We start from the raw sequence: 24,382 nt of genomic DNA on the forward strand, positions 1-24,382 counted from the left end.
AAGCTTGAGGAGAAGGAGAGCGTATGAACGAGCAACTAACACACGAGGATGCAATTATGCAGGATGCCATAAGGTATGTGAAAGAAGCGGGCACTTTGATTATGGAACTCATGAAGATGCCGCTTCACATTCAAGAAAAGAAGAATCAAGCCGATCTAGTGACGGAAGTCGATGTGCAGAGCGAACAATTGCTGCGTAGTCGAATTCACCAGGACTATCCGGATCATTGGATATTATCGGAGGAAACAGATGGCGGCAGGGAAGATTCCCATCATACGCTAAAGCAGCCACCGGCGGGTTATGGATGGATTATCGACCCAGTGGATGGCACGATTAACTTTATTCACAACATCGCACATTTTGCGATCTCCGTCGGTATTGTGAAAGATGGCGTACCGATTGGCGGTGTCGTTTATAATCCTGTAACCAACGAGCTGTATTCGGGTCAAAAGCAGGGCGGGGCTTTTCTGAATGGACGCAAGCTTCAGGTTGGGTTAGAGCAAGATATTAGTCAAGCCTTGCTGGCAACGGGATTCCGCGCTTTGGACTGGAAACCGAATTCTGTGGTTGTGGAACAAATCGGCAGAATGACAGGTAAAGCTCGCAGTGTGCGCATCATGGGGGCTGCCAGTCTTGATTTGTGCCTCGTGGCATCAGGGCGATTGACGGGATTTTGGCATGACGGATTATATCCTTGGGATGTTGCCGCCGGAATGGTAATTCTGCAAGAAGCGGGTGGCGTACTTACCGATGCTGCGGGGAAAACATATGCCTTAAGCGATGACAGCTTAGTTGCCTCCAATGCAATCATACACCGGGAATTGATGTCACTATTGAAATGAGATAGCGGACAGGCGAGAAGCTTGCTTCACAAGATATTTTGTCATCTCGTTGTACCTCATGGTATGATTTTATCAAATGACTGTTATCTTACTGGCAAGTAACTCTCATAAGGACGGTGTCTTAAGTTTGAACAATCACATTCAGAGCTACTTAGATCGTATTGGTTTTCAAGGCCCGCTTGATGGCAGTGCTAAGACGCTGGCTGCCCTGCAAGAACGACATTTGTACTCGGTTCCCTACGAGAATTTGGACATTCTGGCACGTAGAGCGCTGTCGCTAGATCCACAGGTGCTGTATCACAAGATTGTCGAGCGCAAGAGGGGCGGATATTGTTTTGAGTTAAATGCCTTATTCGGCTGGCTGCTGCGAGAGCTTGGATACGAGGTTACTGACCTTGTGGCCAGGTTCTGGCGCGATGAGACAGAGCTTCCGCCCAAAAGGCGCCATCACGTCCTGAAGGTAGAAGCCGAGGGCACCAGCTATCTGTGCGATGTCGGAGTCGGCGGGGTCGTGCCCATCAGACCGATTGCCATCGTCGAGGGACTTGTTCAGCAGCAAGGTGAAGAGTACTATCGGCTGGATAAAGATCCTGAGCATGGCTGGGCACTATGCGAACACAAACATGGGGATTGGACTCGCATTTATTCCTTCACGGAGGAGCCGCAGCTGGCGAAAGACTACCTGTTTGCTAGTTTCTGGTGTGAAAATGCGCCTGATTCGATTTTCACCAAATTCCCGATAGTTGCGATCCGGACGCCCGAGGGGCGGCACACCGTCGTTGACCGCGAATTCCGTATTTTCAATTCTGAAGGTGTACGAACCTTCTCCACGGAGACAGAGGAAGCGTTTAAAGAAGCTTTGGTCACCTATTTTGGTATTGTTACATAAAAGAGGGCTGTCCTGAAGTCAATTAATGACTGAGAGACAGCCTTTTGTGCGCTTTGTGCGCTTTGTGAGCTTGGCAGCGCCTTTTTAGAATAACGGGAAATACTCCCGCTAAATCGCCCAATAACACGCTACAGGGACGAATAAATGGAATTTCTCCAGTTAATGTGGACGATTGAGCTTGGAAACAGGGGTTGAGGAGTGAATTAACAGGACTTTTTCCAGTTATTAGGTTTATCTGACAAAGACTCGCTTGGAATACATGGAGTTTTTCCCGCTATTCGATTCGGCTCCATACGAAAGAGGCGACCCCAAGTCATCTCATGACTGTGGGATCGCCTCTTTGAACTATTTGGCTGGTCCTCCGTGAGGAGGCACTGCACAATAGAATTAACTCAGCGAAGCAAGCGCCTCGCGTGTGAACGGTAGTAATTCATCCGTGCGGTTGTCACGGATTTTGGCTGCCCAGGCTGGGTCAGTCAATAGTGCGCGACCGACAGCGACGAGGTCGAACTCGCTGTTATCCAGACGTTCAATCAGGTTATCGAGGCTGGCAGACTCGCCTCCCTTGCCTTCTTCAAATAGGCTTGTGAAAGTGGAGTCCAGGCCGACGGAACCGACGGTAATAGCCGGCTTTCCAGTGACTTTGCGCGTCCAACCTGCTAGGTTCAGATCGGAGCCCTCGAACTCTGGCTCCCAGAAGCGGCGTGAGGATGCGTGGAAGATATCAACACCAGCCGCGGACAGCGGTGCAAGGAAGCGTTCCAGCTCCTCTGGCGTAGCTGCCAGCTTGGCATCGTAATTAACTGGCTTCCATTGGGAGAAGCGGAAGATAATCGGGAAGTCGGGGCCAACGGCGGCACGTACAGCCTCGATAACTTCTACCGCGAATCGGGTACGTTCAACTAGATCGCCGCCATACTCATCCGTGCGTTTGTTCGTGACGTCCCAGAAGAACTGGTCAATGAGATAACCGTGCGCACCGTGAATCTCTACTGCATCAAAGCCAAGACGCTTCGCGTCAGAGGCAGCCTGCGCATAAGCTTGAACGAGTCCTTGAATCTCTTCGACCGAAAGCGGCTCAGATACTTGCTCACCTTTCAGGTTGAGGCCGGATGGGCCGATCGAATCGATATTCGAATCGGGGAACTTGTTCTTGTCACGGGCAGTTCCGGTATGCCAGATCTGCGGAGCGATTTTGCCGCCAGCTTCATGCACTTCGCGGACGACACGCGCCCAACCTTCCAGAGCTTCTTCCCCGTAAAAATGCGGTACACCGTGATCGGCAGATGCAGCTGGGTGGTTAATGACGGTTCCTTCCGTGATGATGAGGCCAACGGCGTTCTCCGCTCTGCGGCGGTAATAGCCTGCTACGTTAGGACCTGGGACGCCACCTGGTGAAAAAGTACGGGTCATCGGTGCCATAACAACACGATTATCAAGCTTCAGGTTACCAATTTCAAAAGGTTGAAACAGAGCTGTTGTTGTTTTGGATGTAGTCATCTTATTCTCTCCTCCTGCATATAAAAAGGTTTATAAATTAATCTATAAATATAAATATATAGATTAATCGATAAAGATGCAAGTTCTTCGGAGAAAACATCGGAGACTACTTCTTTGTGGCTTGCAGCCCCGAGGTAAAGTCCGTCAAAAAATTGGCAATTGCTTCTTCATTACGTCTGTAATAGGTCCATTGGCCATAACGGCGAGACTCCAGCAGACCTGCTTTCTGCATGGAAGACAGGTAAGAGGAGATGACAGACTGCGCCAGACCAGATTTTTCCTGGATGCTTCCCACGCAAACCCCGCCTGGAAACTCTTCTTTAATCAAGCTCGGCAGCTTCTCGTTCAACTTATCCGGCTCCCGCAGCCAGCATAGGATGTTGAGGCGAGTCTCATTGGACAGAGCCTTCAGCACCGCAAGCATTTCTTCATGTTTCACTACTCGACACCCATTTCTGGTTGATTTGTTCTCAGTATACCAAAAGTATGGCTATAGAGAAATAGAGGTCTATGTAACAAGCGTTCAGCGACGGTTGGGGTAAAAAAAATCCGAGCCAAGGTCATGCCCCTTGGTTCGGACTGATTGCTGTGGTATGGCTTAAATCAGCCTTGAACTGTCTCGCGAGCAAGCTCTTTGCGAACGATTGGCGCAACCTTCGTGCCGAGCAGTTCGATGGTGCGAAGCAATTCGCTATGCGGCAGCGTGCTGACGTCTACGTGCAAGAGGAAGCGCGTTAGCCCCAGGTTTTTGCGCAGCAGAATAATTTTCTCAGCGACATACTCGGGATCGCCGACGTACAGCGCTCCGCGAAGACTGCGAGCATCGTCGAACGATTCGCGGGTGTATGGCGCCCAGCCGCGTTCGCGGCCGATGGTATTCATTTGAGCAGCCGTCGATGGATAAAACAAGTCGGCGGCTTTCTCTGTCGTATCGGAGATGAAGCCGTGCGAATGCGTCGCGATTTGCAGTTTGCTTACATCGTGTCCGGCTTTGGCAGCAGCTTCTTTATAGAGCTTGACTAGAGGAGCGAATCTCTCCGGCATACCGCCGATAATCGCGAAGACGACTGGCAGTCCTAGGATACCAGCGCGTATCGCGGATTCTGGATTGCCGCCCGTTCCGATCCATACGGGTAGCGGCTCTTGGACAGATCGCGGATAGACGCCGAGATTGTTGATGGCAGGGCGATGACCGCCACGCCATGTCACTTTCTCTGTTTCGCGGATCGCGAGTAGAAGCTCAAGCTTTTCCTCGAATAGTTCGTCGTAGTGGTTCAAGTCATATCCGAACAATGGAAAAGATTCGATAAACGAGCCGCGGCCCGCCATAATTTCAGCTCGTCCATTGGATAGGCCGTCTAATGTGGAGAAAGCTTGGTACACGCGAACCGGGTCGTCCGAAGATAATACAGTCACGGCACTTGAGAGGCGAATTCGTTTGGTTGTCGTAGCGGCAGCTGCTAAGATGACGGCTGGAGCTGAACTCGCATAATCTGCGCGATGATGTTCACCGATCGCATAGACGTCAAGGCCGACTTGATCGGCAAGATTAATCTCCTGGACGGCTTGTCGGAGCCGCTCGGCATGTGTGATGCCGCCCGCTCTCGGAGCAGCTTCGAGAAAAGTGCTTATTCCTATTTCGAGTGAAGAAGTCGTAAGATTAGTCATAGTAATTCTCTCCCTTCTGTATAGGATTATTATACTTTATATTTTAATGTAACTCAACAAAAGTAAGTTAATATCAACGATAGCCAAGTAATGCGGGCGGACCAAGAATATTTTATCAGTACCATAAGCAACTTTTTTAGAGTAAAATATGGGTTGTTGAAAGGTGGGTTGTTATGCAAAAGAGAATGCGCAAAGCTATACTTCTGGGTTTAGCAGGCGGGATCAGTTGGGCTGCAGTTAACTACTTTTTAGATAAACACATCAGTGTCAGCTTCGTTGGAGGAGCTTCATGGTTTGTTGTTACTATGTTAGTATCTTGGATTTCCCCGAAAATTAATCAAAATTAATGATTTTGAATTGTATTTAAATGTAACAGAAATGAAATCTTACATTCATATGGTTTTAATGAAACAAGCCTATAATAAAAGTCGACCCCCCTTTAAAATATAAAACTTAGACCCACAGCCCGTTGCTGTGGGTCCTTTTTTTGCTCTTTTAGAGGTTATTGCCAATAAGCTTGTCCCAGTAGGATCAGTGGGGATAAGGTTACCTTTTTTGATTACATGTGAGAGATCGCCTGTTGAGTAGACCAAGTAGCACTGCTGAAGGCTTGATAGTTTGTTAACGCGGCCTGAAAAGCCTGCTCACTTACAGTGGCAGTGGCATCATAAACAACCGCGGTTTCGAAGCCATTTTCGATCAAATCTCGCATATGCGACTCCACACAAATATTCGATAGGGCGCCTGCCAAAATGATTTTTTCTTTGCGATGCTGACGCAGCTGGTAGACTAGATCATTACTCTGCGGACTCGCGATCTTATGAGCTGTTGTAATGACTGTCCGATTAGATAATATGTAGGGTTTAAGCGATGGAACCCAGTCGGCTCCTACAGAAGTGTAGTCATGTTGTTTTTGAAACACTCGCAGCTTTAATAACATTTCTTGTTCAGCTCCAGTAAATTGCCAACTATAGTCATGCGGATAGATATAGTGGGGAGATATGAAAAGCTGGTACCCTTTGCTCATAGCGGTATGCATCAGAATTTCCAAGTTAGCTAGCGTGTTGTTATGCTCAATATTAGTTTTCGTTAAATGGTAGCCCTTGCCACCAGGTGAAAGAAAATCGTTCTGCGGGTCCGTAATGACAATTGCTGTATGAGCGGGATGAGGTGTAAACATTAGTTTCCTCCAAATCACATTATATTTATGAGGATTCATGTACTGTCAGCCTACTGTTCCTCATGAATATATGAAGGGGAGCTTGGTCATATTCCGCTAGAAAAGTGTGGTAAAATATGGAGCGAGGAGGGGGTGGGTGTGTTCGCGGTTGAGATGAAAAAAAGCAGCCGAATCGGCTGCCATTGTATCCATATTTATGTGGTTTGAGCAGGTTTACTGAACATAGCTCGCCATTCATCAATTTCAAGGGTTTGAACGTTCTCATTTTCAATATGCACGGAAAAATATGCGCGAATAGCCGGATCAGCATCACTTATAAACTGCTCTACAGCTTTCGCTTGTTCTTCGTTTTCGGTCGTACGCATGACCCATACCGGGAAATTGTATGGTTTGCGATTCATGACGGATTGCTCGATTTGCAGTCCGGCTTTCTCCGCAAGTGCTTGCCATTCCAGAACCGTTAAACACCGAACATGGCTGGTATCCCGCATAGCTTCAAACGTATTCATAAATTGATTAAGTGCTTTTTCAGTGGGAGCAACATTATCGATGAGAACTAATTTGCCTCCTGGCTTAAGTACGCGCGCCGCTTCAAGAATGAACAGGTGAGGATTGGGAAAATGATGAGCAGCTATGCGGCAGGTTACTGCATCGAACGAACTGTCGAGAAAAGGGAGCTGTTCGGCATCAGCGACGACATAAAGCACATTCGTGCACTGCGCCTGCTTCAAGTGTTCAGCAGCCGCAACCAGCATAGGGCGCGTTAGGTCAGTAGCAACGACCTGCTGGACATGTGGAGACAACAATTTGGCCACGTGACCGCCACCGGTTGCGATATCCAGTACGTTCCAAGTATTTTCTACAGGCAGCCAGCCTAGCAGCAGTGCGAGATCGTCACCTTTTGCATGCCTCTCACTTGTCACATACTTGTTAGCATTTTTGCCGAATTGCTGCTGCACATGCTGTTTGATGGTCTTTTCATTTTCATTTACCATAAGAAACACCTCCGAAATAAAATTTCACTAGATGAAACCCAGTGTCACATTGCGGAACTCTTTCTTATTTTAACATAATAAATGCGAAGGTGGTATCAACGATGGGGAAAATAATTTGTTTTATATCGGATGATTTCGCGGATTTTGAGATTACGCTGGCTCTCCATAAAATCAGAAATGTAGGAAAGAAAGAAGTTTTGACAGTGGCCTATAGCGATGAATCTATCGTGAGCGAATCTGGTTTGACCTATAAGCCTAATTTAATATTCCGTGAAGCGATGGAACTAAGCGATATTGAAGGACTTATTATCCCGGGTGGCCCGATTCGCATTCAGCGCCAAGCGTTAACCGATTTCATCAACAAACTTGATCAAGAAGGCAAGATGCTGGCTGCCATTTGTAACGGTCCGCAATATTTAGGAAGAGCTGGTATCCTTCATAAGCGTAAATTCACCACATCATGTTCAATAGAGAGTATTAATCAATTAAACGTAGAAGATCCGTTTCCGCGGGAAAATTATGTTGATAAGCGCGTCGTTAGAGAAGGACATGTCCTTACAGCCAAAGGACGCGCTTTCGTGGATTTCTCTTTCGAAATATTTGATTATCTTGGCATTTATTCAAATAGGGATGAGAAGCGAGAACTGTATAGAGATATTATGGATAGATAACAGGCTCAAGTCTGTCTTATTTTTTCTCGCGTCTTAATCCATAATCGTTTATTTTCAGTTTTACGGAGTACGTAACAGGGATCTTGCTGAATTCTTGATCCCAGTTTTGTTTCACTTTTTGCCAGACCTTCGGGTAATGGATTCTTAATTGCGTGCCAAAGCCGGCAACCTCAACAAGATACTTGCTTTGCATGACCTTGAGAATCATGTCGATATGGCGAGAGACTTCTTTTTCTGCCGCTTTTTCCGCGGATTGCAGGTAGCTGTCATCGAGATAATCGACTTTATCGCGCCAGTCTTCCGTCAGGCGGCCAACAGAGTCAATTTCCACGTGAAAGGATATTTTGTCGCCCGACACTTTCGGCTTAATTTGGCTTTTTAACGATTCCAGCTCATAGATGATAAACGGATGATTGCCCTCATCCATTGTTTTCACCACGCCGCCTTTACTTTTTCCCGTTAACCAGGTCAAGCCTTCTAATTCTTCTTCACTCAGAAACCCGATCAGCTTATTTTCTCCTTGTTTGAATACAGCAGCTCCAGCAAATTTCACTTCATCTTGCGCGGCAACTACGCTTTGGATCAGGAAGTTGGAATGGGTTGCGATCTTCTCCATGATGTTTTGAATGGTCATTGACGGTAAAATCCTCGTCGATCGGTATTGATTTTTCGAAATCCGAACAAGTCGATCGACGGGGATGTCAGGGCCTTTTGATTCTAATGTATCTTTCGCCAGTCCTCTAGCCACGAGTACAAGTCCGCTTTCTCTAACTTCATTATCGCGAAAATGCTGATCGATCAGCGTCTCTAAATTTATGCTGCGCACAAGCTTCTCCCCGAAAACAAACATTTTCTGATGCTGGTTGAAAAGCGGTTTGGACTCAAGTGAAACTTCTCGTGCGAATTGATGAATCATATCTCCAGACAGAGAGAGGTTTTTATATGGTTTCATGTCTGCAGAGACACTTCTTGACGCAGCAATCTTCGGTATCACAATCTGCCAGGTTATCGTGATCAAGTCTTGCTTCCGATAGCCACCGCCTTTTTTATTTAATTCGTCCTCTTTCGGCGCTTCATCCCCTTGATCAATAGCTTCACCTACCACAATGGACATTTCCGTAATGTTTTTACTATCCCAGCAGCCGGTCATAACAAGTAGCGACAGCAAGAGCAAATTGGCAGCGATTACTTTAATTTTGAACATAGGATTTCTTCCTTAACACGGTGATAATAAGAAGGATTGGCGCTACCAGAGCAATGATTCCCAAAAAGATGCCGCTGACTACATCCCCAAGCGCTTTGACCTGATTTATGCTTTTGGGATACATAGCTATCATGAAAATCACGGGAAGAACGATGTAAATATAGCGGTTGTAGGTTTTCTTAAGCGTAATTGAGAGTCCTAGAGCAGCAATGTAATGGTACATAACAAATCCGGTAAATACTTGTATTAAGCGAATTACAATGAGCAATGACTCATACCGCTCAAGAAAAAAACCAGTAATTTCGTATGACCGGACGATGGAGATGGCAGGCCATGTCAAAGTGGCAACTTGTTCGAACGGAATGCCCCCCAAGACGACGATGAGGGTGACCAGATATATGAATACGGAAATACCAACGCCAGCTAGAAGTGCTTTGCCAGCTTTTTCAGGTCTGCTCATATAAGCAGTAACGAATAACATCGTTTCTATACCTGCAAAGGCTCTCCATGTTTCAGGCAGTCCTTTGAAGATAGGTCCAATCCCCATCCCTAGCACAGGCCGCAAATTTTCAAGTTCAAACAGTCTTAAGCTTAAGGAATAACTTGTGATAATAATGAGGATGCTGATGGGCAAAATGAATTCGAACAGACGGGCGATGGCATTGATTCCTCCTGCGGTAAGGTAAACGGCAACGCACATAAAGACGAGAATGGTAAATTCCTTAGGTGTTTTTTCAAGGAAAAGATAGTTGATTATCTCTGACATATCACGGACTTCAAATCCGGCAAACAGAACGAAGTACACGATCAGAACCAGATTAAGCAGTTTTCCCATCCATTTGCCTGCGATGATTTGGCTGTATTCAAAAAAGGTTTTCCCTGGAAAGCGCTGGCTAAGTCGGACCATAATCAATCCGAAAGCAAACGCAAGGATACCTCCAAGGATTACGGTTATCCATCCGTCTGGCGTCTTCATCGTATCTGCGAGATATCTCGGCAAAGTCAGGATGCCCACACCTAACAGAATATTCGCTAAGATGACAGCAGCTTGAGGAGTTGTAATACGATCATTCGGACGAATCATCTGACCGTTCCCCTTTCATTGGACGATTTCCTTGCCGTGTTTGGTCCTGTGGATTCATCATCTGAGGCCTTTTCTTCATACTCGAAAGAGGAGCACGTATTAATAGGTCTTTCCAATCGCTTGACCGGTAAGGCGCAAAAGGGCTGGCGTAAGGGATTCCAAAGTTTCTGATTTTGGCAATATGAATGCTTAGGAACAGCGTGAACATAACAACACCGTAGATCCCAAGCATCGCTGCGGAAAACATGGCAACAAAACGCAATATGCGTAATGCAATTCCTGCATCATATTGTGGGATAGCAAAAGATGAGATTGCAGTTAAAGAGACAACGATAACCATTAATGGGCTTACGATGCCGGCTTCAACAGCGGCTTGACCGATGACCAGTCCTCCGACAAGTCCGACCGTCTGACCGACAGGTTTAGGCAAACGAAGCCCTGCTTCACGTAAAATTTCAATAACGACCTCCATGATCAAAGCTTCTAAGAATGGGGGGAATGGAACCCCTTCACGAGTTCCAGCCATAGAAATGGCAAGCTTGGTAGGGATCAAACCCTGATGAAATGATAAGAAAGAGATATAGATGGCCGGTCCTAGCAGTGCAACGAATGCGGCCAGATAGCGTAATAAACGCACCAAGGAAGATGGAAGCCAATGTACATAATAATCTTCGGGAGATTGCAGCATCATGCTAAGCGTCACTGGAACGATAGAAGCGTAGGAGCTTCCATCTGTCAGAATAGCTACTCGCCCTTCCAACAACGAGGCAATGACGCGATCTGGCCGCTCTGTGCTTTGTACCTGCGGGAATGGTGACATGAAGTTATCTTCAATTAACTGATCGATATATCCGGATTCAAGAGGGTCATCGATCTTGATTTTCTCAATTCTGCGCTTCACTTCATCCACCAGATTCGGATCCGCAATGCCATCAACGTAGGAGATGACCAAGTTCTTCTTATTCCTCTCTCCAACTTGGAAGCCCAGCATTTGTAGATTAGGATCGGATGCTCTTGAACGCAGCAGGGAGATATTCTCTTCGAGCGAGTTGACAAAGCCGATCTTCGGCCCGCGTACAAGCGATTCCGAAGAAGGCTCTTCGAAATTTTGCGGCTCCGTGGAACCTGTTCCGAGGATCAAACCCCCAGGAATCCCATCAATAAGCAAAGCTGTCGAACCTGTTAACACGGTTTCAATCATCTGATAGACATGCTCAGTTTCGGTTATTTTGGAGAGTGGTAAAATATGATTTTTAATAAAAGCTTTGAAATCGGTGCCGGCATATAATTCCGTCACGTTTGTTTTCCGAAGCTCCACCATTAACGGTTTGAGAACATACTCTTGAATCATCGTTGCGTCGGATATCTTGTTCATACTAACGATAGCCGCGCGAATCGTGCTCCCTCCGATATTGAATTCGCGCACAGAATAATCCGAGTTATTGCCTAGCCGCTCGGATAACAGGTTTAAATTTTCTTCTAAATGACTATTCAGCCTATCGGTGGGCGGCCAATCCGTCCACGGTTTTGACGGTGAGTTATTTGTGGTCCAGAGGGAGTTGTTAGGAGCCATAGACTCGTTTTCTTCGTTCCAACCGCGATTGATTCGTTCTTTTTGAGTAAACCAACCAAATAATCTTGAGAAACTATAAGGAATAAGAAAAGTGAGCGATGCCCACATGAGCATTTTCCAACCCGGAAGAGCTTCCGCTATCGAACGCCACATTGACAACACCCCCGTATGTATTATGTTTATTTAACAGAAATTTCATGTATGGATTAGAGGAAGTATAGGCTGGGTTTCGAGTAGATCAGAAGTCCGGCAAGTGGAGGGTTCATATCATCTAGAATTGGTTGATGAATTTATCGACTAACTTCTATATACTTTTGTTATTAAGATAGGGGGAATCAGAGAGATGGAGAAACTAAATGGCAAGAAAATCGTTATTGCGGGTTCCAGAAAAACAGAGGAAATGAGCTTGTTAATTGAAAAACAGGGAGGAACCCCGGTGGTTCGCCCTTTACAAGGTTTCATTTATTTGGATGAGTCAGCTGTGGAGAAAGAATTACTATTTTGTGTACATAACAAAGTGGATTGGTTTGTATTCACAACGGGTGTTGGCGCAGATACGATGCTAAATGCGGCTGATAAATTAGATCTTTCTTCCACCTTGGTGCAAAAAATGAAGGATGCAAATGTTGCCGCGCGCGGATATAAGACAATTAATTGGCTGAAGAAGCTAGATATAAAACCGATCGTCATCGATGAAGATGGGACCATACAAGGGTTAATTCATCGTTTGGAATCATCCAACTTTGAGGATCAAACGGTGGTAGTCCAGCTGCATGGAGAGCCACAACCAGCACTGATTCAATTCTTGGAGGAGCGGGGAGCAACGGTTGTTCAACTTTTGCCTTATCGGCATATTGAACCGGAGTCCTCTGTACTTGAAACGCTGTGTCAGGAACTTATAACGGGTTCGATTGATGCTGTGTGTTTTACTACCGCTGTGCAAGTGAGATATTTGTTCGAATATACGAGACGTCAAGGGATTATTGATCGCGTTAGACAAGCTTTCTCCAGCGATGTCAAGGCAGTTGCTGTTGGCAAAGTTACGGCTGAGGCGTTGAAAGAGGAAGGTTTGAATCGAGTGATTGTGCCTGAAACGGAGCGTATGGGCGCTATGATCATTGAATTAGTGAAGGATTACAGCAAGTGAACTCAGGTCTGAAAATAGAGACTATGAACACTCAAAATGTCATGACCGGCATTATGTCTGCGCTGCTGGCCTGCAGCGGCGGTGCCTTATTAGTTATGCAAGTAGCAGAAAGTGCAGGACTCAGTCGAAGCGAAACGGTTACGTGGATGTTTGCCGTTTATTTTCTTGGTGGACTCCTTAACCTCGTGATGACGTTCATCTATAAAATCCCTTATGGCGGGGCTCATTCCATCACGGCAATCGCCTTCTTGGCTTCCGTAGCGGCTCAATTCAGTCTTGGTGAATTGGCCGGCGGTTTTATTATGTCAGGCCTGATTATTACTGTATTCGGCTTCACAGGTCTATTCAAAAAGGTGCTCTACTATATTCCAAAACCGTTGATTGATGCCTTGCTTGCAGGTCTTATACTCAATTATGTTGTAAAAATTGTACCAGCTGTTATGTCCATGCCAATAGTCGGATTGCTAGCTATATTTGGATTCTTTCTAACGGGTGTCATTTCTCGAAAGATCCCTCCATTTATGGGGGTACTTGTGTTGGGGCTAGTCGGATTACTCAGTAGTTACACATTTCCAGGAATGCAGCATACAAGCTTCAGCCTTCCTCTTCCTGTCCTGCCTTCTTTCACGATAGAGGCTCTAGTATCGCTTGCGATTCCCATCTCTATCCTAGTAATCAGTAATGATATAGCTGTGGCATTGACGGCTTTGAAAAGCAATGGATTTGATCCTCCCGTTAATAAAACGATAGTTGCATCAGGTTTATTTTCAGCGCTTGCTGGATTATTCGCTGGTCATGCTGCCAATGTAGGTGGAATGATGAGTGCGCTTTGCAGCGGAGATGACGCAGGGAGCAAGGATCGCAGAGTGTGGGCGGCCATTGTTTCGGGAAGTTTAGTTACACTTTTTGGTCTATTTGCTTGGAAAATCATTGATGTCATCGAACTGCTTCCAACCCCCTTTGTCACCATGATTACTGGCTTTTCTCTAGTCGGAGTTCTGATGAATAGTCTACAATCTGCTTTTTCAGATAAAAATTTCCGATTCTCCGTGTTGTTTACATTTATTATTGCCATTTCAAATCGTGCATTTTTTGGTATTTCAACGCCTGTTTGGGCTTTGTTGCTGGGCGTGGTTACCGCGAAGCTTTTGGGTGAAAAAGAAGTTCAAAGTGCCCTCGATACTGGTTGAGTAAGGCATATACGTAAGCTAGAATGATAATATTGGTAGACTTCAGGGCTTGTAGGAAAGTATGGTTTGTAAATGAGGGCCTGACAATGAAATTTTAAAGAGGTATTTATTAATATTCCTTTACAGGAATATTCCATTCGTGGTATATTTGGTTTAGCGAGGGAAGTACTTATGACCTAGCCGAACCAAAGGCCCCGTAAACTTACAGCAAGAGAACGGATGATGACAATGGATATTAACGTCATGAGTGCCTTGGCAGAACCAACCCGCATGCAAATTGTTGAGCTTTTGCGCGAATGCCCGCTCACCGTGGGGGAAATCGCCGAACGGCTGCAGCTGCGTCAGCCACAAGCCTCCAAGCATTTGCGTGTTCTTAGCGAAGCTGGCATTGTAGAGGCTGAGGTGGATGCGAATCGCCGAATCTACAGGCTTCGGCCAGATCCATTTCGAGAGCTCGACAAATGGCTGGCGAACTACCGCGTCATCTGGGAGCAGCGTTTCGACCGCCTGGATGACTATTTGCAGAAGCTGCAGGGTAAGGACACCAAGAAGTGAACGCAGCAACAGAGCGATTATGACCAATTACAGATATCAAGGAGGAAGTTAACATGGCGAATCAAATGGTATCCAGGGTAGAGGGTAAGGTATTATTTCTGGAGCGCGAATTCAATGCCCCTCGCGAGCTTGTATTTCAAGCCTTCACGCAAGCGGAACATCTGAAGCATTGGTGGGGGCCAAAAGGCTGGACCCTTCCGGTGTGTCATGTTGATTTCCGTGTAGGCGGAGTTTGGCATTATTGCATGAAATGCGAAGATAAGAACCAAGGCGACTTCTATGGCATGGAATCATGGGGCAAAAGTGTGTACCGTGAAATCATCGTACCTGAGAAGATTGTGGCAGTGGATTACTTCTCCGATGCAGAAGGCAATGAGGCGCCGAATATGCCAGCAACCATCGTGACGCTGGAGTTCATCCAGACGGAGAACGGGACGAAAGTCATTAACCGCGGAGAATATGCGTCGGCTGAAGATGTACAGAAAGTGATGGACATGGGCATGCTGCAAGGTGTCACAGAAACATGGGACAGACTTGCCCAGCATTTAGAGTCGATCCAGGCGTAACTAGTAGATATAGAGAGGGTGCCGCTCAGTCATATTGACTAGAGTGACACCCTTTTTTTGCGTAACTGGTACGGTTTAGATCGACATGCCTCCCGATACCTCAATGCGTTGGGCGTTGACCCAGCGATTCTCTTCGGAAAGCAGCGAGGCAATCATCGGGCCAATGTCGTCAGGTTCACCGGCGCGGCCAAGAGCTGTCATCTCCGCGATACGTTTGTTCAACTCGGGATTGTCTCGCACCATGCCGCCAGAGAAATCAGTCGCGATGGCTCCCGGTGCAACGGTGTTCACGGCAATTCCGCGTGCTCCTAGTTCCTTCGCCTGGTAGCGGGTTAGAGTCTCAATAGCACTCTTCATGGATGCATAAGCTGAACTTCCTGGAGATATGATACGAGTAAGACCCGTGGAGATGTTCACGATCCTGCCGCCATCACTGATAAGTGGCAAGAGCTTCTGAGTAAGGAAAAATACTCCCTTGAAGTGGACGTTGTAGAGCTTATCCAGCTCTTCTTCCGTCGTTTGCTCGAAGCTTTGGTGATGCGATGTCCCTGCGTTATTGACAAGGAAGTGAAAGCTTTCAGAGCCAAGTTCTTCTAGCGCCTGGCGCACGTTCTGTACGAATGGATCGAATGAGCTGACATGACTGGTATCGAGCTGCAAAGCAATAGCTGTGCGACCCATCTCGCGCACGAGGCCTATGACGATTTCAGCTTCCGCTTGATTCGTATGGTAAGTGAAGATCACGTCAACGCCCCGCTTGGCAAGGTTCAGCACCGTGTTACGGCCAAGGCCGCGGCTTCCGCCTGTGACGATGGCGATCTTTGTAGCTGCTGTTGTTGGGTTCATTTTCTATTCCTTCTTTCGTGAATTTGTAGTTTGCGAACAGTTAACTAACTGTTTAGTTAAATAATAAAACCTATCGAGTCGTTTGTCAACGTAATAATGCCCATGATATATTGTAGCTAAAATGAGGGTACAAGGAGGAACCGCCATGCGCAACGCCGAAGCAACGCGGGAACGGATATTGGAGGCGGCTTTGGCGGAGTTCTCTGCCTATGGCATCGCAGGCGCACGAGTCGATCGTATTGCCAAGACAGCCGGATGCAACAAAAACTTGATCTACATCTATTTCGAGAGCAAAGAGAAGCTGTTCACCACCACACTTCAGAAACATCTCATGCGTGTCTATGAGGAATTAGTTTTCACACCTGAGGACCTCTCAGGTTATGCGGAGCGCGTATTCGACTTTACGATGTCGAACCCGGATTTGATGCGGCTTATGACATGGTCAAGCCTGGAACAACGAGCAGAAAGCCCTGCTGAACGATATGAGGTTCATGGCAAGAAGACTCAGGCGCTGCAGAAGGCACAAAGCGATGGCAAGGTGGGAGCGAGCTTCTCACCGGGTTTTCTTCTGACGGCGATCATGACGCTAGCTACAGCTTGGACCGCGACGAACCCCTTTGGGCCATCGCTTCATCCAGAGGCTGCGGACAATCCTGCTGAGCTAAAGGATGCAATTGCTAGAGCTGTTAGATTGATAGCCCAGGGTGACACGTTGTCTGGGAAATGATTTGATTTGAGGGAACTATAGCCCCCTATATCTCTGAAATGGCACAGTTTTCACGTTTAGGGGGAACTGCGTTCCGTTATTTTGCCCATTTCCCCTGAAAAAGCTGTCATGGAGCATAGATTAGACCCTGTAGTTCCCCAGATTGTAGGAACAGCGCATTATTCTGCGAATAAGCGACTCAAGTTCCCTCTCTTCGTGGACACGAATACAACGACTAACCAGACCGTCAGGAGAATTTACCCTGATGGTTTTCTTCATTTACCCGTTTGTGATATACATCAAAATGTAAGTATGATACTATATTCTGAATTTATCCGATTCTGCTAGGGGGAATGTCTTTGATTAGTCTAGGTACATTAATTGCTTTTGGAGTTGTATCGCTTGGGATGGTTTGTTCTCCCGGACCTAATATGATTTACCTGATCTCGCGTTCGATATCGCAAGGTCGCAAAGCCGGCATGATTTCGTTAATGGGCGTTGTGCTCGGTTTCCTCGTATATCTGATTGCATCTATGGCGGGACTAATCGCTATATTCAATACCGTGCCGATCATCTACACGGCAATGAAGTGGGCAGGTGCGGCTTACCTGCTTTGGCTGGCATGGAAGGCAATTAAACCAGGCTCCGCCTCTATACTTGAGCCTATCGTGCTCCCAATTGAGAAGCCAAGCAAATTGTTCCTGATGGGCTTTATAACCAATTTGCTTAACCCCAAAATCGCCGTATTGTACATTTCCCTTCTCCCACAATTTCAGGATCCAACTCAAGGCTCATTGTTCACACAGAGCGCGGTTCTAGGTCTAACGCAAATCGTAATTAGCTTTGCTGTGAATCTACTTATTGTTCTTACGGCAAGTAAAATTGCCAGCTGGTTCGGCGAGCGGCCGACATGGCTTAAGGCACAGCGCTTGGTGATGTCCGGAGTGTTAGCGGGACTTGCCGTTAAGCTGGCGATTCAGCGTCGATAAAGCGATCCTTCCAGCAAGGAATTCATGAGTCCTATAGCGAATTCTTAACTCGAAGGAGCGTGATCATATGATTAATAATTTGAACTGGGCTGGAAACTACAGGTATAACGCCACAGAACTGCATACTCCAGTAAAAGTAGAAGACGTGCAAGAATTGGTTGCTAGAAGTAAACAAATGAAGGTCCTCGGCACACGACATTCGTTTAATAGCATTGCCGATTGCACTGAAGATTTGCTTTCGCTGCAAAATCTGAATCGCGTGGTGGCATTAGACACCGTTAGCAATAAGGTAACGGTTGAAGCTGGAATCCGGTACGGCGAATTATGCGAGTATCTACATAAACATGGTTATGCCATTCACAATTTGGCCTCCCTGCCGCACATCACTGTTGCTGGCGCATGTGCTACCGCTTCGCACGGATCTGGCGATCGAAATGGCAATCTTGCTACCATCGTTGATTCGATAGAGATGGTTCATGCGAACGGGGAACTGGCCATATTCTCGCGTGAACAACAAAACATAGAAGGTGCGATCGTTGGGTTAGGAGGACTGGGAGTCGTCACTAGAATGACGCTGGATGTAATTCCAACCTTTCAAATCAGTCAGCATGTCTATGACAATCTTCCTTTCGAGCAATTGGAAGAGCACTTTGACGATATTTTTTCCCATGCGTATAGTGTTAGTTTGTTTACCGATTGGAGTAGCGACAATGTCAATCAAGTCTGGCTAAAGCAGAAAGTGACAGATCACATCTCTAATCAGGCTGAACCTGAATTTTTTGGTGCTAAATTAGCGGACTCACCACGACATCCAGTGCCAGGGCATACGGCAGAGAATTGCAGTGAACAAATGGGGATTCCGGGACCTTCTTACGAGAGATTGGCACACTTCCGCATGGACTTCACCCCGAGTGCTGGAGAAGAACTGCAAAGCGAGTATTTCGTGCCGCGCCATGCTGCTTATCAGGCCTTGTGTGCAATTAATGAGATCAGAGAGCAAATTTCGCCATTTCTATACATTTCTGAGGTTCGCACAATTGCAAAAGATGACCTGTGGATGAGTCCAAATTATCATCAGGATTCGGTCGCTATTCATTTCACATGGAAGCCGAATTGGGAAGCGGTCAAGCAAGTTCTGCCCGTTATCGAGAAGCAGCTTGCGCCTTTCCAGGCCCGTCCGCATTGGGCGAAACTGTTTACTATGCAGCCCGCAGTCCTGAAATCTCTATACGAGAAGCTGCCGGATTTCCAAGAAATGCTCCTTCGTTGTGATCCGCAAGGGAAGTTCCGAAATGACTTTTTAAACACCTATATTTATTGAAAAAAGATATCCGATGACAAGTTCATCTTGCTTGAATGAGCGTTTAGGATTATTATGGATCTGTAGATAGAGGTGAGACCATGCCTATTATTCAAGCGCTGGACAGAGCATTGAAAATTATGGACTTGTTCGACGAGTATACGACAGAACTTAAGATTACAGAAATCAGCGCAAGAATGGAGCTTCACAAAAGTACGGTACACTCCTTATTGAAAACGCTTCAGATGCACGGTTACATCAATCAGGATGCGGAGACTGGCAAGTATAAGCTAGGGCTTAAGCTTTTGGAAAAGGGACAATTGATGCTGCAAAGCTTGGACATCCGTACAGCCGCCCGCAAACACTTGGTTGCTTTGTCGGAACAAACAGGGCAAACAACCCATCTCGTGATTCTGGATGGGAAAGAAGGCGTATATTTGGATAAAGTCGAAGGGGAAAAAGCTGCGATTCGCTATTCCCGAATAGGGCGCAGAATTTCACTTCACAGCAGTGCAGTAGGCAAGGTCCTGGCAGCTTATAGAGCGAAGGATGAGGTCGATTCGCTCCTTCGGAATTACCAATTCTCCAAGATTACAGACGTGACGATTACGTCGAAAGATGCTTTCGTTAACGAGCTGAATCTGGTCAAGCATCAGGGCTATTCCATTGACAACGAAGAGAACGAACCTGGCGTAAGATGTGCAGCGGCTCCTATTTTCGAGCATAATGGCTCGATTGTAGCAGCAATCAGTATTTCAACATTAGTCTCAACGGTAGATGATTCATTGTTTAAGGCGTATATTGCGCTTCTCCAAAAGGAAGCAGAAGCAATTTCGCTCACCCTGGGGTTTCGGCACGTTTTGTAAAGCATGTCGAGTCCAGGCATTTTTTTCGTCTGTATTATAGAACGCTGTTTTATAATATAAAACAAATTAGAAGGAGTGAACAAAAATGAGAATTATTCGTTTTGAAAAGGAAGGGTCTGCACAGTTAGCTGCTGTTAATGATCAAGATCAAATTTTTGCGCTGCAGCAAAGCGATTTTTTAGCACTGATTCATGAAGCTGATCGGTTGGAGATTACACCGCTCGAATTGGTTTCCAAAGCGATTGAAGGCATTGAAGCGTTGCATGATCAAATTGATCAGCTTCAGCTTCTGGTTCCCATCGAGGCTCCGGAAGTATGGGCAGCAGGGGTTACCTATGAGCGAAGCCGCGATGCGCGCAACTATGAAGCCACGGAAGGCAGGCTGGATGCTTCCACTTTTTATGATAAAGTTTATGATGCTGTCCGCCCGGAAATCTTTTTCAAGTCAACAGCGGCGCGGACGGTTGGCCCTGGCGGCGAAGTACAGCTGCGAAGCGATTCCGTTTGGCAGGTGCCAGAACCGGAGTTAGGTCTTGTTCTCAGCGCCGCAGGAAAAATTATCGGATACACCATTGGCAATGATATGAGCTGCCGAGATATTGAAGGCGAGAATCCGCTTTATCTGCCTCAAGCCAAGGTATGGAAGCGTTCATGTTCCATAGGACCTGCAATTCGCTTAGCCGAAGCGGTAGATAATCCTTATAACTTCCAAATTACAAGCCATATCTATCGTGACGGGGAAAAGGCCGTTGAGGGAACGGCGAATACCAATCAACTCAAACGCAAACTCGAGGAACTGACGGAATATTTGATTCGGGATAATGAGTTGTTTGAAGGTACCGTTTTGCTGACTGGAACGTGTATTGTGCCTCCTAACGAATTTACACTTGCTCACGGTGACAGAATTGAAATTGAGATCACGGGTATTGGGACACTTGTTAATCATGTTGTAAGCGCTGGTAACTAATTTCGACTTATAAAAAAACATATCTTGTAGGAGGAATAAACATGACATCCAAATTTGTTGGCGGACAAACGTATTTGAATTATTTCAACGGGGAATGGCAGGCTGCTGGCACTGGGCAAACCGTACCGAGCATTAATCCAGCTAGAAAGAGCGAAGTCGTCGGTTATGTGCAGTCGTCGTCATTGGAGGATTTGAACCAGGCAGTAGCATCCGCCAAATCGGCGCAGCAAGGTTGGAGAAAGCTGTCCGGGGCGGCAAGAGGCGACTATCTGTTTAAAGCAGCCAATGTGCTTGAGAGTCGCATCGATGAAATTGCGGAGAGCATGACGCGTGAAATGGGCAAAACACTGCCAGAAGCAAAGGGTGAAACAGCAAGAGGCGTAGCCATCCTGCGCTACTACGCTGGCGAAGGAATGCGGAAAATCGGCGACGTCATACCCTCGACAGATAGCGAAGCGCTGATGTTTACGACGCGTGTGCCGCTTGGCGTTGTCGGCGTTATTTCACCTTGGAATTTCCCCGTTGCTATTCCAATTTGGAAAATGGCGCCATCCTTAATCTACGGCAATGCCGTTGTGCTGAAGCCTGCTCAGGAGACGGCCGTAACGGCTGCCAAAATCGTGGAATGCTTCGCAGAAGCGGGACTTCCAGCCGGGGTGTTAAACTTGGTAACCGGCAGCGGAGCCGTTATCGGGCAAGGTCTTGCCGAGCATCCGGATGTGAACGGAATTACATTTACCGGCTCTAATCAGGTTGGCAAACGAGTCGGGCAAGCGGCACTAGCTAGAGGAGCGAAATACCAGCTCGAGATGGGCGGGAAAAATCCGATCCTTATCGCTGCGGATGCTGATCTAGATTTGGCTGTTGATGCGACAATTAGCGGAGGCATCCGTTCGACAGGTCAGAAATGTACGGCAACAAGCCGTGTCATTGTGATGAGCGAGGTTTATGAAGCTTTTAAAGAGAAGCTGCTGAGCAAATTAAAAGGCTTGACCGTAGGTCACGGTCTAGATGCCGGAACATGGCTGGGTCCATGCGCAAACGAAAATCAACTCAAAACCGTGCAATCGTACATTCAAAAAGGGATAGAGGAAGGTGCTGAGCTGTTGTTCGGCGGTTCATCCCCAGACCACCCGGATCTGGCCGAAGGCTTTTATATTCAGCCTACCGTCTTCGATAAAGTCACACCGGAAATGGCGATAGCCCGGGAAGAGATCTTCGGACCTGTTCTTGCCCTTATTCAGGTGAACTCTATGGAACAAGCCATTCAGGTGGCTAATGATTCGGACTTTGGCTTGAGCGCTTCTATTTATACGCAAAATATAGGCAATATTCTATCGTTTATTCAAGATATGGATGCTGGTTTAGTGAGAATTAATTCCGAGACAGCCGGTGTGGAGCTGCAGGCTCCGTTCGGTGGTATGAAGCAGTCCAGCTCTCATTCGCGTGAGCAAGGGCAGGCGGCTATCGAATTTTTCACCTCGATCAAAACTGTGTTTCTCAAAGCGTAGCTCCTTGCTAGGATGCCTGATTCGGAAGGGTGAAGGTTGATGACAGAGCAATTAAAGTCGATTATGATCAATGAAAATAACGATTTGTATACGATTCATACACATGCACAAGGCCCCACAGGCTCATTGCCATTAACGAAAGAAATGTTACTGCATGCTCCGAGCGGAGAGCTGTTCGGTCTTACCCAAAATGTGGGGATGGGGTGGAAGCCATCTCGCCTGAAGGGGAAGCAGTACCTTTTGCTGAGCACGCAAGGCGGCATTCGTAAAGAGGACGGCAGTCCCGTTGCTCTGGGCTACCATACCGGCCACTGGGAGGTTGGCCTGTTGACGCAAGCTGCTGCCGAGGTGATTACAGAAAGCGGCGGGGTTCCTTTCGCTGGTTATGTGAGCGACCCTTGCGACGGCAGGTCTCAGGGGACGGAAGGTATGTTTGATTCTCTTCCTTATCGCAATGATGCAGCGATCGTATTCCGTCGTCTCATCCGCTCGTTGCCGACACGCAAAGGTGTCCTCGGTGTGGCAACCTGCGATAAAGGACTGCCAGCGATGATGATCGCACTGGCTGGTATGCATGAACTCCCATGCGTAATCGTGCCTGGGGGAGTGACGTTGCCCCCGACGGAAGGTGAGGACGCTGGCAAAATCCAAACCATTGGCGCCAGGTATGCAAATGGCGAACTAAGCCTTGAGGATGCTGCTGATCTAGGCTGCCGGGCTTGCGCAACACCAGGCGGAGGCTGCCAATTTCTCGGCACAGCAGCCACTTCGCAGGTGGTTGCAGAAGCCATGGGCATGACGGTGCCTCATGCTGCGCTGGCCCCATCCGGTCAGCCCGTATGGGAGGAGATGGCTAGGCAATCGGCACGCGCAATGATGACGCTGGAGGAAAAAGGCCTTCGGATGAAGGATATTCTGACGGAAGAGTCTATCCATAATGCCATGGTTGTTCATGCTGCTTTTGGAGGATCGACAAACTTGCTGCTGCATATTCCTGCTTTCGCGCATGCGGCAGGGCTGCCGGTCCCGACCGTTCAAGATTGGATACGCGTGAATAAAAGCGTGCCAAGGTTAGTCAGCGTTCTACCTAACGGTCCAGAGTATCATCCGACTGTGAGGGTGTTTTTGGCTGGCGGTGTGCCAGAAGTGATGCTGCATCTTCGCCGTTTGGGCGTACTGAAGGAAAATGCATTGACCGTAACGGGCGAAACGCTAGGGACTGTACTGGATTGGTGGGAATCGAGCGAGCGTCGCCACAAAATGCGGAGCCTTCTTATGGAAATGGACGGCATAGATCCCGATCAGGTCATTATGAGTCCGGAGCGTGCCAAAGAAAGAGGACTGACCTCGACGGTAACATTTCCGATGGGGAACCTGGCTCCGGAAGGATCAGTCATCAAATCAACCGCGATTGATCCGACAACCGTTGGAGAAGACGGTATTTACCGCCATAGGGGTAAAGCCAAGGTGTTTACCTCGGAGAAAGCGGCTATCACGGCAATCAAGAACGGCGGCATTGTGGCCGGGGATGTTATGGCGTTAATCGGGCGAGGACCCTCGGGTACGGGGATGGAGGAGACGTATCAGTTAACCTCGGCGCTGAAACATCTGCCGTTCGGTAAATACGTGTCGCTCATTACGGATGCGCGGTTTTCGGGGGTATCCACAGGCGCTTGCATCGGCCACGTTGGACCTGAGGCGCTAGCTGGCGGGCCGATTGGTAAGCTGCGGGATGGTGATACCATCGACATCGTCGTGGATCGCAACAGTTTGGAAGGCACGATCCATTTTCTGGGCGATGGTGACGTAGTGCTTACTCCGGATGAAGGAGCGCTTGTGCTTGCTGCTCGAGAGCCCCATCCCGAGCTCGCCGCAGATCCAAGACTTCCTGACGATACGAAATTATGGGCAGCTTTGCAGGCTGTCAGCGGTGGGACTTGGGCAGGAAGCGTTTATGATGTGGAGCGGATTATCGCTGTTTTGGAAGCGGGTAAGAAAGCCTTGGCTGAGCAGAGTGTTTAGGCGATTATGACAGCTTCATAGATTGGTTAAGGCAGTTCTGTTGATGTATTCGACAGGACTGCTTTTTTACTGGTTTTTGGGGAGGCGGGGAAGTGGCGAATGTGAGGGATT

At 47.4% G+C, this 24,382-nt stretch carries 24 protein-coding genes; 15 read left to right on the plus strand and 9 right to left on the minus strand.

Annotation, left to right across the window (positions count from 1 at the left end; genetic code table 11):
* Nucleotides 1–23 precede the first annotated feature (23 nt).
* Together GQF01_RS31655 and GQF01_RS31660 are read left to right on the plus strand one after the other, a co-directional pair.
* The gene (locus tag GQF01_RS31655; RefSeq protein ID WP_161411037.1) at nt 24–842 is read left to right on the plus strand and encodes an inositol monophosphatase family protein; all 819 of its coding nucleotides are present in this window, start codon (nt 24–26) and stop codon (nt 840–842) included.
* 76 nt (nt 843–918) lie between these two features.
* Entirely contained in the window at nt 919–1,731 is an 813-nt protein-coding gene (locus tag GQF01_RS31660; protein ID WP_161411038.1) for an arylamine N-acetyltransferase family protein, read from the plus strand.
* A 387-nt stretch (nt 1,732–2,118) separates the two neighbouring features.
* On the opposite strand, the gene GQF01_RS31665 is transcribed toward GQF01_RS31660, so the two are convergent.
* The 3 genes from GQF01_RS31665 to GQF01_RS31675 form a co-directional block, all read right to left on the minus strand.
* Nucleotides 2,119–3,231 (minus strand): NADH:flavin oxidoreductase, encoded by a 1,113-nt coding sequence (locus tag GQF01_RS31665; RefSeq protein WP_161411039.1) that lies wholly within the window; start codon nt 3,229–3,231, stop codon nt 2,119–2,121.
* Nucleotides 3,232–3,337: 106 nt separating this feature from the next.
* A complete protein-coding gene (locus GQF01_RS31670; protein ID WP_161411156.1) occupies nt 3,338–3,655 on the minus strand; it encodes an ArsR/SmtB family transcription factor in 318 nt (105 codons plus the stop codon).
* A 179-nt stretch (nt 3,656–3,834) separates the two neighbouring features.
* Entirely contained in the window at nt 3,835–4,899 is a 1,065-nt protein-coding gene (locus GQF01_RS31675; RefSeq protein ID WP_161411040.1) for an LLM class flavin-dependent oxidoreductase, read from the minus strand.
* Between the two features lie 173 nt (nt 4,900–5,072).
* Between GQF01_RS31675 and GQF01_RS31680 the strand changes: the two genes are divergently transcribed.
* The gene (locus GQF01_RS31680) at nt 5,073–5,246 is read left to right on the plus strand and encodes a hypothetical protein (protein ID WP_161411041.1); all 174 of its coding nucleotides are present in this window, start codon (nt 5,073–5,075) and stop codon (nt 5,244–5,246) included.
* A 212-nt stretch (nt 5,247–5,458) separates the two neighbouring features.
* On the opposite strand, the gene GQF01_RS31685 is transcribed toward GQF01_RS31680, so the two are convergent.
* Both GQF01_RS31685 and GQF01_RS31690 read right to left on the minus strand, forming a co-directional pair.
* The gene (locus GQF01_RS31685; protein WP_161411042.1) at nt 5,459–6,079 is read right to left on the minus strand and encodes an isochorismatase family cysteine hydrolase; all 621 of its coding nucleotides are present in this window, start codon (nt 6,077–6,079) and stop codon (nt 5,459–5,461) included.
* A gap of 194 nt (nt 6,080–6,273) precedes the next feature.
* Entirely contained in the window at nt 6,274–7,074 is an 801-nt protein-coding gene (locus GQF01_RS31690; RefSeq protein ID WP_161411043.1) for a class I SAM-dependent methyltransferase, read from the minus strand.
* Between the two features lie 101 nt (nt 7,075–7,175).
* On the opposite strand from GQF01_RS31690, the gene GQF01_RS31695 reads away from it, so the two are divergent.
* Nucleotides 7,176–7,745, plus strand: coding sequence for a DJ-1/PfpI family protein (locus tag GQF01_RS31695; RefSeq protein WP_161411044.1), 570 nt, complete (start codon nt 7,176–7,178; stop codon nt 7,743–7,745).
* Between the two features lie 16 nt (nt 7,746–7,761).
* Here GQF01_RS31695 and GQF01_RS31700 read toward each other — a convergent pair whose 3' ends face one another.
* From GQF01_RS31700 to GQF01_RS31710, 3 genes are read right to left on the minus strand one after another with little or no spacing between them, the layout of a single operon-like run.
* Nucleotides 7,762–8,949: a Ger(x)C family spore germination protein gene (locus GQF01_RS31700; protein ID WP_161411045.1), complete on the minus strand. Its 1,188-nt coding sequence runs from the start codon at nt 8,947–8,949 to the stop codon at nt 7,762–7,764.
* Nucleotides 8,936–10,033 carry a GerAB/ArcD/ProY family transporter gene (locus tag GQF01_RS31705; protein ID WP_161411046.1) on the minus strand — a complete coding sequence of 366 codons (1,098 nt, stop codon included), beginning with the start codon at nt 10,031–10,033 and terminating at the stop codon, nt 8,936–8,938. Before GQF01_RS31705 ends, GQF01_RS31700 begins: the two co-directional genes overlap by 14 nt.
* Entirely contained in the window at nt 10,017–11,759 is a 1,743-nt protein-coding gene (locus GQF01_RS31710) for a spore germination protein (RefSeq protein WP_161411047.1), read from the minus strand. The genes GQF01_RS31705 and GQF01_RS31710 overlap by 17 nt, the downstream gene beginning before the upstream one ends.
* 190 nt (nt 11,760–11,949) lie before the next feature.
* Here GQF01_RS31710 and GQF01_RS31715 point away from each other — a divergent pair, with 190 nt between their 5' ends.
* The 4 genes from GQF01_RS31715 to GQF01_RS31730 all read left to right on the plus strand — a co-directional run bounded on the left by GQF01_RS31715 (nt 11,950) and on the right by GQF01_RS31730 (nt 15,064).
* On the plus strand, nt 11,950–12,753 hold the full coding sequence (locus tag GQF01_RS31715; RefSeq protein WP_161411048.1) for a uroporphyrinogen-III synthase: 804 nt from the start codon (nt 11,950–11,952) through the stop codon (nt 12,751–12,753).
* A 23-nt stretch (nt 12,754–12,776) separates the two neighbouring features.
* The gene (locus GQF01_RS31720) at nt 12,777–13,943 is read left to right on the plus strand and encodes a benzoate/H(+) symporter BenE family transporter (RefSeq protein WP_161411049.1); all 1,167 of its coding nucleotides are present in this window, start codon (nt 12,777–12,779) and stop codon (nt 13,941–13,943) included.
* A gap of 222 nt (nt 13,944–14,165) precedes the next feature.
* On the plus strand, nt 14,166–14,498 hold the full coding sequence (locus tag GQF01_RS31725; protein WP_407945439.1) for an ArsR/SmtB family transcription factor: 333 nt from the start codon (nt 14,166–14,168) through the stop codon (nt 14,496–14,498).
* 53 nt (nt 14,499–14,551) lie between these two features.
* Entirely contained in the window at nt 14,552–15,064 is a 513-nt protein-coding gene (locus GQF01_RS31730; RefSeq protein WP_161411050.1) for an SRPBCC domain-containing protein, read from the plus strand.
* Between the two features lie 75 nt (nt 15,065–15,139).
* Here the strand turns inward: GQF01_RS31730 and GQF01_RS31735 are convergent, their stop codons facing one another.
* Entirely contained in the window at nt 15,140–15,910 is a 771-nt protein-coding gene (locus GQF01_RS31735) for an SDR family NAD(P)-dependent oxidoreductase (protein WP_161411051.1), read from the minus strand.
* Nucleotides 15,911–16,055: 145 nt separating this feature from the next.
* On the opposite strand from GQF01_RS31735, the gene GQF01_RS31740 reads away from it, so the two are divergent.
* The 7 genes from GQF01_RS31740 (at nt 16,056) to GQF01_RS31770 (ending at nt 24,271) form a co-directional block, all read left to right on the plus strand.
* Nucleotides 16,056–16,637 (plus strand): TetR family transcriptional regulator, encoded by a 582-nt coding sequence (locus GQF01_RS31740; RefSeq protein WP_161411052.1) that lies wholly within the window; start codon nt 16,056–16,058, stop codon nt 16,635–16,637.
* Nucleotides 16,638–16,975: 338 nt separating this feature from the next.
* Nucleotides 16,976–17,605 carry a LysE family translocator gene (locus GQF01_RS31745; RefSeq protein WP_161411053.1) on the plus strand — a complete coding sequence of 210 codons (630 nt, stop codon included), beginning with the start codon at nt 16,976–16,978 and terminating at the stop codon, nt 17,603–17,605.
* 67 nt (nt 17,606–17,672) lie between these two features.
* Nucleotides 17,673–18,926: an FAD-binding protein gene (locus GQF01_RS31750; protein ID WP_161411054.1), complete on the plus strand. Its 1,254-nt coding sequence runs from the start codon at nt 17,673–17,675 to the stop codon at nt 18,924–18,926.
* Nucleotides 18,927–19,006: 80 nt separating this feature from the next.
* The gene (locus GQF01_RS31755; RefSeq protein ID WP_161411055.1) at nt 19,007–19,771 is read left to right on the plus strand and encodes an IclR family transcriptional regulator; all 765 of its coding nucleotides are present in this window, start codon (nt 19,007–19,009) and stop codon (nt 19,769–19,771) included.
* An 85-nt stretch (nt 19,772–19,856) separates the two neighbouring features.
* Nucleotides 19,857–20,738 (plus strand): fumarylacetoacetate hydrolase family protein, encoded by an 882-nt coding sequence (locus GQF01_RS31760; protein WP_161411056.1) that lies wholly within the window; start codon nt 19,857–19,859, stop codon nt 20,736–20,738.
* Nucleotides 20,739–20,779: 41 nt separating this feature from the next.
* Nucleotides 20,780–22,249 carry an alpha-ketoglutaric semialdehyde dehydrogenase GucD gene (gucD, locus tag GQF01_RS31765; protein ID WP_161411057.1) on the plus strand — a complete coding sequence of 490 codons (1,470 nt, stop codon included), beginning with the start codon at nt 20,780–20,782 and terminating at the stop codon, nt 22,247–22,249.
* A gap of 39 nt (nt 22,250–22,288) precedes the next feature.
* On the plus strand, nt 22,289–24,271 hold the full coding sequence (locus GQF01_RS31770) for a YjhG/YagF family D-xylonate dehydratase (protein ID WP_161411058.1): 1,983 nt from the start codon (nt 22,289–22,291) through the stop codon (nt 24,269–24,271).
* Nucleotides 24,272–24,382: the final 111 nt, after the last annotated feature.

This window comes from Paenibacillus silvestris, from assembly GCF_009882985.1.
GTDB lineage: Bacteria > Bacillota > Bacilli > Paenibacillales > NBRC-103111 > Paenibacillus_E > Paenibacillus_E silvestris.